We start from the raw sequence: 8,300 nt of genomic DNA on the forward strand, positions 1-8,300 counted from the left end.
TTCTGGTTGAAAGGGGAACAGACATGGCTGACTCAGCGAACAGGAGAGTGAGACCGCTCAATGTCGTGCTGCGTCCCGAGTCGCCGGTCTCCCAGGCCTACGCGAGGGAGCAGGCACCTGCGACGGTCACGACGGAGGCGGTGACGTCCGAGGGATTCCGCGAGATCCCGGCGTGGGACCTGACGGACCACGGCGGCAGGAAGATCACGGACCTCGTCTTCGTCAACCGCTACCTCGGCGGGCAGGACGCCTGGGACACGGACGACATCAAGGAGATCGATGCAGCGCTCGAGGCCGCGATGACGGACCCCCGGCTGCAATCGGTGATCGCCCAGTACTACCCGGGCGAGATCTCGTCCAGAATGCTGGACTCCGACGTGCTGGCGGAACCGGCGCCGAAGAGGTTCTTCAAGGACCAGGCGGAGAAACTCGCCGCACGGCTGTTCCAGGACGGGGCGCTCGGTGACAGCGACCCCGGCGAGAGCGTCATCAGCCTCATGCTTCCGCGCGGCGTCGTCCTCGTCGACGGGTTCTCACCGCAGTTCCGGCCTCCGGCCGGCGAGGAAGAGGAACACGAACGCCGCCAGCAGGCGCTGATCAAACTCGATGACGACGCCGACTCCGACTCGGAGAACGGACTCGCCGGTTTCCACGGGTCGGTGCACCTGAGGCACAACGGCCGGAACGTCACGGTCTACTACGCGGTCGGGGTCTTCTCCCAGGTGGTCAACGGAGTGAGGAACGGCATACCGGTGTTCAACGGACCGGACGCCTGGAAGAACGTGGTGGCCACCTTCTACCACGAGCTCAACGAAGCGCGGACCGACCCCGATGTCGAGGACGCCGCCCGGTCGAACGACTTCTCGAAGCTCGGGTGGTACTCCCTGGACGGCCGGGGTGAGATCGGAGATCTCCCCATCAACGAACTCGAGGCCCAAGGCCGCGACATCAAGACGGTCTTCAAGGAGGTGCCCCTCACTGACGGGGCCGGCAAGGTTCCGGTCCAGCTCCAGTGGTCGAACGCGGTACACGCTCCCGCCTCATCACTGTGAAGGGGACGGCGGCCCGGGTGGGCACCCGAGCCGCCGTCGGCCGAGCAACCGTCAGCAGGCAGTCATTTCACGGCAGTCGCACATCAGCCGTGGTGGGCCGCCTTCGCCAGGGCCGGCACGAAGCGCAGGGCGTCCAGCGCGGCGGCCGGCGCCACGAGGTCGGGGCCGTGGATGTTGCTGCGAAAGGGGTGTGGTCCGGCGGCCAAGCGGCTTCCGGTGAACAGGGGTTCTTGGGTCTCTGGCCACCAGGGATGGGCGGAATCCCAGCGGGCCCGGCCGCTGTCGACCTCGCCGAGGGTCCACTGATCACCCTCGCGTAGCATGACCGGGCCCGGCATGCCGTGACAGAACACGACCGCGATCTGCCGGGCTGCCCGGGTACGCACCTGGGTGGAGTCCGGAGCCAGGAAACCGATGTCGGTGATGACCTCCACCCGCTCGATCCGGGCGAACCCTTCGCCGTCCGGCACGCCGTCGACGACCATCCGTTCCGAGGCGATCTGGAGGTAGTCCCCCGGGCGAAGCGCGGTACTCACGTGCGGAACGGTCATTCCCTACCCCCGGTGCGCCGCCTCACAGTGCGGCGGTCTGTGATCTCCTCGTGTATACCGCACCGGACCAACATCTCCTGCCCGGCCTCGCGAGAGGACGGTGCTGTCAGTGCCCGTTGATAACGTGCTTCGTCCAGTCGCGGAGAGTTCATGAAGGGACGGAGTACGTGCGGAATGTGACGTGCCATCAGGTTTCCGAGGACCGGTTGGCCGAGGCGCTCGACGACATCGACGGGCGGGCCTACACGCGGTGGCACTCGCTGCGGTACGGCAGCATCTCGCCGGCCCTGATCCGGGCCATGGCGGACGAGCTTCTCGACCATGTCGCCGCGCGAACGGTGACGGAGCCGGGGCTCGACGCCGCGGCCGGCACGGTCGCCGTCACCGCCGCGGAGTGTGTGCACGGGGTGCTGAGCGTCATGTGCTTCCCGAGCGGGGACCAGGAGATCCGGTTCCCCCTTGTCGGGGAGCGGATCAGCACGGACCCGGACGACGACGAGTTCGGGGACGGGCCCATCACCTTCCGGGATGTCGTCCAGGAGGCGCCCACCGCGCGGACCTGGCTCGACATGTTCGAGATGTGTGTCGTCAGCGGGCATGTGTGGGACTGGGAGCGGGTCACCGGGCTGCTGCTGCGCGGCGACTACGCGCCCGCCATCCGTGACGGCGTGCCCTACAACCGCTACACCTCCGTCTCCGACCCCGCCGACCTCGCCGCCATGGACGCCCTGTGCCCCTATCTCACCGAGGCGGCCGGGCATCTGCCCCGCGACTGGCCGACGGTTCCGCTGCGCAAGCCGGACGCCGGGGAGCGCGCGGAGGCCGCCCGGCGGCTCGACGAGGTCGGCGACGCGCTGAGCGCGGACCAGCGGCTGCTCCGCGTACTCCTCGACGACGACCAGCACGCCTTCGAGGACGCCCTCGTCGCCCGGCTGGTCGCGTACCGGGAGAGCGTCGAGGCCGATGCCGGTGATCCCGCGCCCCGGTCCCTCCTCCCCCTCGGCACCCTCGCCCTGGCCTGCCTCGCCGTCCAGGTCCATGGGTGGGAACTCGGTGTCCGGTCCGGGTATCTGCCGTACGGTCTGCTGGGGTCGCCGGACGCGCCGCGCCGGGCGGCGGAGGGGAACCGGAACAACTTGGGCTGCTGGGCCGCCAAGTAGGCCACCCGGGGTGAGGAAGTCGGCCTGGCCCGACATCCAGGACATCGTGGAGACGGACTCGTCCCCACCGAGGCAGCGCGTACGCCTGTGCGATACCAAAGGGTGCGCTGAGATCTTGGTATAGGACCCATCTCGCAGCTCGCCGAGCGCTGGGGTGTACCGGTGACCACGCTGCGTTTCTGCGAGGACGCCGGTCTGCTCCGGGCCGAACGGACCCGGCCGGATATCGCCTGTGTGGGGAGGACGGCCTCGGCTCTCTCGCCTCCGCCGCGCGAACGCCAACTGCCCGGGTGCTACAGCTTCCGCGCCTCCATCCCCGCAGTCGGCCTGCGCCCTTTGCTTGACCCGGGCGATACCGACAACACGGCTGCGGAGGGTGACCTGTAGCCGACGCATCCCGCCCGCGGGACGGGACAGGCGGCGTCGCCGCAGGTCAGATATATGTATTTTGTTCACATTTACTCCGGAGTGGTGAGCAATCTGGATCCGGCCGCGCGGCCGGGCGGCACCTACCAGGAAAGGAGTGCGATGGGGAACGGGCACAGCCAGGGCGAGGACTGGCTGGACCTGGCGGATGCGATCACGCTGCTGCGTGACCAGATCGCCGAGGCCCAGTTTCGGATCGCCAGCCCAAACGGAACGGACGCCCGGCACCAGGGGGTGTTGTTCACCCTTGGGGAGATCACGCTGGACCTCGGCATGGAGCTGGCCCACACGCGCGGAATCAACGGCGGGTTGCGCTTCAGCGTCGTCGGCATCGGCGGCAAGAAAGAGACCGCAGACAAGGCGACCCACACGGTCACCGTGCGGTTGAAGCCACACCAACCCGGCGGTCGCGATGTCGAGGTCAGCGACAAGGAGTAACACCCAGGCCCAGTAGAGACACGGCAGGCGGGGACGAGGAAGAGGAGGGCATGGGTGGAGTTCGACCGCCGGGTGCAGATTCGTACACGAAGGCCAGGGACGGATGAGCGAGGGTTCGGTTCGGGCTACTTGGTAGCGCCGCGCCTTGTGCTGACCGCCGCCCACATCCTGGGTGAGGTGTCGGACCCCGGACCAGTCAGGGTGAGCGTGTCGCTGCCGGATGCGCGGGAGAGGGAGTATCCCGCGACCGTGCGCTGGCGGCGCAGGGACGAGCAGGTGGATGCCGCGCTGGTCGAGGTCGACAACGCCCACGGCTGGCAGGCACCCGAATCGCTAAGCGATCTGTTCACCCGACCGCCGCAGCGGTGGGGCCACCTGATCGGCACCCGCCCACACCCGGTCGCCCTCGCCGGCTTCCCCCGCATGCAGAAAGACGCCGATGGCGGCCGCCGTCTGGACGAGCAGCTCACTGGACACATCACCCCGGGCACCGGCACACTCGCCGGCCGCTACGAGATCTCCAGCACCGGCCCCACCGTCCCCGTCGACCTGCCTGAGGGGTCCGGCGGCAGCCGGTGGTCGGGGATGTCCGGCGCCGTCGTGCTCAGCGATACCCCCTTCGGCGGCTCTCTGCTGTGCGGCGTCACCCGCCGTGATCGGCAAGCCACCGGCGGCACCCGCCTGACCGCCACCCCCGCCGCCCTCCTCCTCGCCGACCGCGCCTTCCGCGCGTTGGTCACCGAGCACTGCGGCTGGGAACCCCTCCTCGAACCGGCGGAACCAGCTCATCTGCTCGCCCCCGCCGCAGTTGAACGCGACCTGCACTCGCCGGCCGCGCTACTGCGCGCCGAAACTGAAGCCGTCGCCTTCCACGGCCGCGAGCACGAACTGGCCGACCTCCGCACCTGGTGCGAAAGCGGCCCGGCAGCCCTGTTGGTACGCGTGGTGACCGGACCCGGCGGCCAGGGCAAGACCCGCCTCGCCCGCCATCTCACCCACACCATCAGCCAGGAAGGCTGGGTTACCGGGCACCTGCGCTCCGACCTCACCGACGACGACAGCACCGACTTCAGCCCTCTGGCCACCGCCCTGCCCCTGCTGCTCGTCGTCGACTACGCCGAGACCCGCCCCCGCCTGCTCCGCCGACTGGTCACTCACCTGGACTCACGGCACCCGGTACGGCTGCTGCTGCTCGCCCGCTCCGACGGCGAATGGCGCACCGACGCGCTCAACGCTACGCCGCGCACCCGCCGCTTGCTCAAAGCAGCACCGGTCACCGAACTCGCCCCGCTCCTGCCCCGCTGCCAGGTGGCACAGGACCGCACCACGGCCTTCACTGACACCGCGCGAGACCTCGCCCGCTTGCTGCCGCGCGTGCCCAGCCTGCCTGAGTACGACTGGGAAGCCCTCGCCGCCACGCGTCAGCCCCACAACGACCTGAGCGATCTCCGTTACAACAACGTCCTCACGCTGCAGCTGGCCGCCCTGCTACAGCATGGCCCCGCTCCCGTCACCACCACCCCTGACGCCCCGGCCGAGGAGATCCTCCTGGAGCACGAGGAACGCTTCTGGGAGGACAGCGCCCGCGCCCCCGCCTTCAAACTGGACCTTGCCACAACCACCCTGGCCAGTGCGGTCGCGGTTGCCGTCCTGTGCGGGGCCGCCAGTAAAGCCAGCGGCGGACTGCCTGCGCGTCGTTCTGACGTCCGAGATCGTCGAGCAACTGCGCCTGCAGGCTCAGCACAGCATGGAGTTGCTGAAGCGCGGAGGGCATCACGGAAATGTGGTTCCGGTAGAGCTCCACTGCTTCCCCAGTGGCATGCAGGGCTCTGGAAAGGTCATTCCCCATCGCCAGAAGCACGGCCACGACAAATAGCGAGTGGGCGAGATTGGATTCGTGGGCGGCCGGATTGTCCGCCGCCAGGCGCCGTCGAATCCCCACCGCCTCCTGCTCAGCGCTCAGGGCCTCCGTGTGCCGACCCACCTCCGACAGCCGGTTGCAGAGGTTGGACAGCGCGGTGGCGAGGTCGGGTTCGTAGGCAGCTGGATTGTGCGCCGCCAGCCGACGGTAGATGGTGACCGCCTGTTCAGTGGCGGTCACGGCCTCCGTGTGCTGCCTAACCGCCGACAGCCGACTGCCCAGATTGGCCAGATTGGCCAGCGAGCGGGCGAGGTCGGGTTCGTGGGCGGCCGGATTGTCCGCCGCCAGCCGCCGCCAGATCTCCACCGCCTGCTCGGTGGTGCTCAGGGCCTCCGTGTGCCGACCGACCACCGACAACCAGATGCCGAGGTTGGTCAGCCCGGATGCGAGGTCGGGTTCGTGGGCGGCCGGATTGTCCGCCGCCAGGCGCCGCCAGATCTCCACCGCCTGCTCGGTGGCGGTAAGAACTCCTATCAAAGTGAGAGTTTCTTCAGTCGGCGCCAGCAGATGATGCCGCAGGCCAGGCTGAGGAAGGCTTCGTGGATGTCGTCGCGGATCTCCCAGCGGATGCGTAACCGGCGGAACCAGTGCAGCAGCGCGAAGCTCTGCTCGACGACCCACCGGTGGACGCCCAGACCTGAACCGTGGTCGGTGCCGCGACGGGCGATGACGAGGGTGATCCCAAGGGCCCGGACCTGCTTGCGGTACTTGTCGTGGTCGTAGCCGCGGTCGGCGTAGAGCGCGACCGGTCGCTGTCGGGGCCGCCCTCGTCGGCCGCGTACGGGCGGGACGGCCTGGACCAGGGGGACGAGCTGGGTGACGTCGTTGCGGTTTCCGCCGGTCAGCGATACCGCCAGCGGGATGCCGTGCCCTTCGGTGATCAGATGGTGCTTGGAGCCCGGTCGGGCACGGTCGACCGGGCTCGGCCCGGTTTTGGGCCGCCCTTGAGCGCCCTGACGTGCGAGCCGTCGATCACCGCCCTCGACCAGTCCAGCGCGCCGGCGGCGTTCAGTTCAGCCAGGAGCGACTCGTGCAGACGCTGCCAGACACCCGCGTCGTTCCAGTCACGCAGGCGCCGCCAGCAGGTCATGCCGGAACCGAAGCCCAGCTCCTGCGGCAGGAACTCCCACGGAATGCCGGTGTACAGCACGAACAGGATGCCCGACAGCACCTTCCGGTTGTCCAGACGCTTGCGCCCGGGGTGATCCGTGCGGCGCGGCACGACCGGCAGCAACGGCTCGATCCGCGCCCACAGCTCATCGGACACGATCCACGGCAGCTGCTCACCCCTTCTCATGTGCAGGCTAACAACCCATCAGGCCCCAACATTCCAAGGCAAGTTGCAGCATTCTGTTAGGAGTTCTAAGGGCCTCCGTGTGCCGACCCACCTGCAACAGCCGGCCGCCGAAGTTGGTCAGCGCGCTGGCGAGGTCGGGTTCGTTGGCAGCTGGATCGTCCGCAGCCAGGGGCTGGAGGGCCCTGACGAGGCCTGCAGTGAGCCCCAGTTGGAGGGGAACGACGATGTGGGAGCTGTCGGAGAGCGCCGTTGTGGCGGTCCGGACGGCTTCGTAAGCAAGGGGGGTGAACCGTTCCGGGTTCGGTAGAGACTCGATTCCATGAAAGGATCGAGTCATGGCACGCCCTTCCTCCTACCCAGCTGAGCTGCGCAAACGAGCGGTCCGCATGGTCGCCGAAGTCCGCGGTGACCATCCGAACGAGTCGGCTGCGCTGCGGGCGGTCGCCCAGAAGCTCGGCATCGGCTCCGCCGAGACGCTGCGGAACTGGGTCAGGCGGGACGAGATCGACTCCGGGCAGCGTCCGGGGACGACCACGGAGGAGTCCGCGGCGATGAAAGCGCTGAAGAAGGAGAACGCCGAGCTCAAGCGGGCCAACGAGATCCTGAAGGCCGCGGCGTCTTTCTTCGCGGCCGAGCTCGACCGGCCACGCACACGCTCGTAGCGTTCATCGACGAGTACAAGGACCGCTTCGGCGGCGTCGAGCCGATCTGCCGCGTGCTGACCGCACACGACTGCAAGATCGCCCCCTCCACCTACTACGCCCACCACAAACGCCGGGCCAGGCCAGCGGCTCGCACCCTGCGCGACGCCGAGCTGAAAGCCCTGATCATCCAGGCGTACGAGGCCAACTACCGTGTCTACGGCGCGCGGAAGATCTGGCGGCACCTGAACCGCCGGGACGTCGCGGTGGCCCGTTGCACCGTCGAACGCCTCATGCGCGACCTCGGCATCAGCGGCGCGGTCCGCGGCAAGAAGGTGATCACCACGATTCCCGACGCAAGCGCGGAACGAGCCCCGGACCTGGTGGACCGTGACTTCGTCGCCCCGAGCCCGAACCGCTGCTGGGTCGCCGACTTCACCCACGTCAACACATTCGCCGGCGTCGTCTACGTCGCCTTCGTCGTGGACACTTTCTCCCGCCGCATCGTCGGCTGGTCCGCGGCCACTTCGAAGGAGACCCGGCTCGTCCTGGACGCCCTCGAGATGGCCCTGTGGCAACGCGACCGCGACCAACACCCTTACGAAGAAGGCGAGTTGATACACCACAGCGACGCCGGGTCGCAATACACGTCATTCGCGCTCGCCGAACACCTCGAGCGGGCAGGCATCGCCGCGTCCATCGGATCGGTCGGCGACGCCTACGACTGTCAGTCTTTTCGCACCGGATCCCGCAAGGATCGGGTAGCCCCGGCTGAGGCGGTCTGACTCTTGCTTACGACCGACCCCGTGAGTGT

General features: G+C 68.5%; 10 protein-coding genes and 1 pseudogene. 7 read left to right on the forward strand and 4 right to left on the reverse strand.

Annotation, left to right across the window (positions count from 1 at the left end; genetic code table 11):
* Window positions 1–23 precede the first annotated feature (23 nt).
* A complete protein-coding gene (locus ACIPSA_RS43275) occupies window positions 24–1,052 on the forward strand; it encodes a hypothetical protein (protein ID WP_402645593.1) in 1,029 nt (342 codons plus the stop codon).
* 83 nt (window positions 1,053–1,135) lie between these two features.
* On the opposite strand, the gene ACIPSA_RS43280 is transcribed toward ACIPSA_RS43275, so the two are convergent.
* Window positions 1,136–1,588, reverse strand: coding sequence for a hypothetical protein (locus ACIPSA_RS43280; protein WP_402645594.1), 453 nt, complete (start codon window positions 1,586–1,588; stop codon window positions 1,136–1,138).
* A 182-nt stretch (window positions 1,589–1,770) separates the two neighbouring features.
* Between ACIPSA_RS43280 and ACIPSA_RS43285 the strand changes: the two genes are divergently transcribed.
* The 4 genes and pseudogenes from ACIPSA_RS43285 to ACIPSA_RS43300 all read left to right on the forward strand — a co-directional run.
* Window positions 1,771–2,763, forward strand: a complete 993-nt coding sequence (locus ACIPSA_RS43285) for an immunity 49 family protein (protein WP_402645597.1) — start codon at window positions 1,771–1,773, stop codon at window positions 2,761–2,763.
* A gap of 162 nt (window positions 2,764–2,925) precedes the next feature.
* Entirely contained in the window at window positions 2,926–3,150 is a 225-nt protein-coding gene (locus tag ACIPSA_RS43290) for a hypothetical protein (protein ID WP_402645600.1), read from the forward strand.
* 84 nt (window positions 3,151–3,234) lie between these two features.
* Window positions 3,235–3,627: a trypco2 family protein gene (locus tag ACIPSA_RS43295; protein WP_402645603.1), complete on the forward strand. Its 393-nt coding sequence runs from the start codon at window positions 3,235–3,237 to the stop codon at window positions 3,625–3,627.
* 177 nt (window positions 3,628–3,804) lie between these two features.
* Window positions 3,805–4,179: pseudogene (locus ACIPSA_RS43300) on the forward strand (hypothetical protein); the annotation flags it as partial.
* Window positions 4,180–4,464: 285 nt separating this feature from the next.
* On the opposite strand, the gene ACIPSA_RS43305 reads toward ACIPSA_RS43300, so the two are convergent.
* From ACIPSA_RS43305 to ACIPSA_RS43315, 3 genes are all read right to left on the reverse strand, one after another.
* Window positions 4,465–4,785 carry a hypothetical protein gene (locus tag ACIPSA_RS43305; protein WP_402645606.1) on the reverse strand — a complete coding sequence of 107 codons (321 nt, stop codon included), beginning with the start codon at window positions 4,783–4,785 and terminating at the stop codon, window positions 4,465–4,467.
* A gap of 439 nt (window positions 4,786–5,224) precedes the next feature.
* On the reverse strand, window positions 5,225–5,992 hold the full coding sequence (locus tag ACIPSA_RS43310; protein WP_402645609.1) for a tetratricopeptide repeat protein: 768 nt from the start codon (window positions 5,990–5,992) through the stop codon (window positions 5,225–5,227).
* 29 nt (window positions 5,993–6,021) lie between these two features.
* A protein-coding gene (locus tag ACIPSA_RS43315) for an IS5 family transposase (RefSeq protein WP_402645612.1) occupies window positions 6,022–6,845 on the reverse strand; the annotation gives its coding sequence in 2 pieces (ribosomal slippage) (window positions 6,022–6,485 and window positions 6,485–6,845; 825 coding nt in all).
* Between the two features lie 335 nt (window positions 6,846–7,180).
* Here ACIPSA_RS43315 and ACIPSA_RS43320 point away from each other — a divergent pair.
* A complete protein-coding gene (locus tag ACIPSA_RS43320; protein ID WP_402645614.1) occupies window positions 7,181–7,507 on the forward strand; it encodes a transposase in 327 nt (108 codons plus the stop codon).
* Window positions 7,508–7,512: 5 nt separating this feature from the next.
* Window positions 7,513–8,271, forward strand: a complete 759-nt coding sequence (locus ACIPSA_RS43325; protein ID WP_402645628.1) for an IS3 family transposase — start codon at window positions 7,513–7,515, stop codon at window positions 8,269–8,271.
* Window positions 8,272–8,300 lie beyond the last annotated feature (29 nt).

The organism is Streptomyces sp. NPDC086549 (genome assembly GCF_044746205.1).
Taxonomy (GTDB): Bacteria; Actinomycetota; Actinomycetes; order Streptomycetales; family Streptomycetaceae; genus Streptomyces.

Excerpts from the sequence above, each read along its gene's own strand:
- ACIPSA_RS43275 (WP_402645593.1), top strand. The coding sequence starts at position 24 with ATGGCTGACTCAGCGAACAGGAGAGTGAGACCGCTCAATGTCGTGCTG.
- ACIPSA_RS43320 (WP_402645614.1), top strand. The coding sequence starts at position 7,181 with ATGGCACGCCCTTCCTCCTACCCAGCTGAGCTGCGCAAACGAGCGGTC.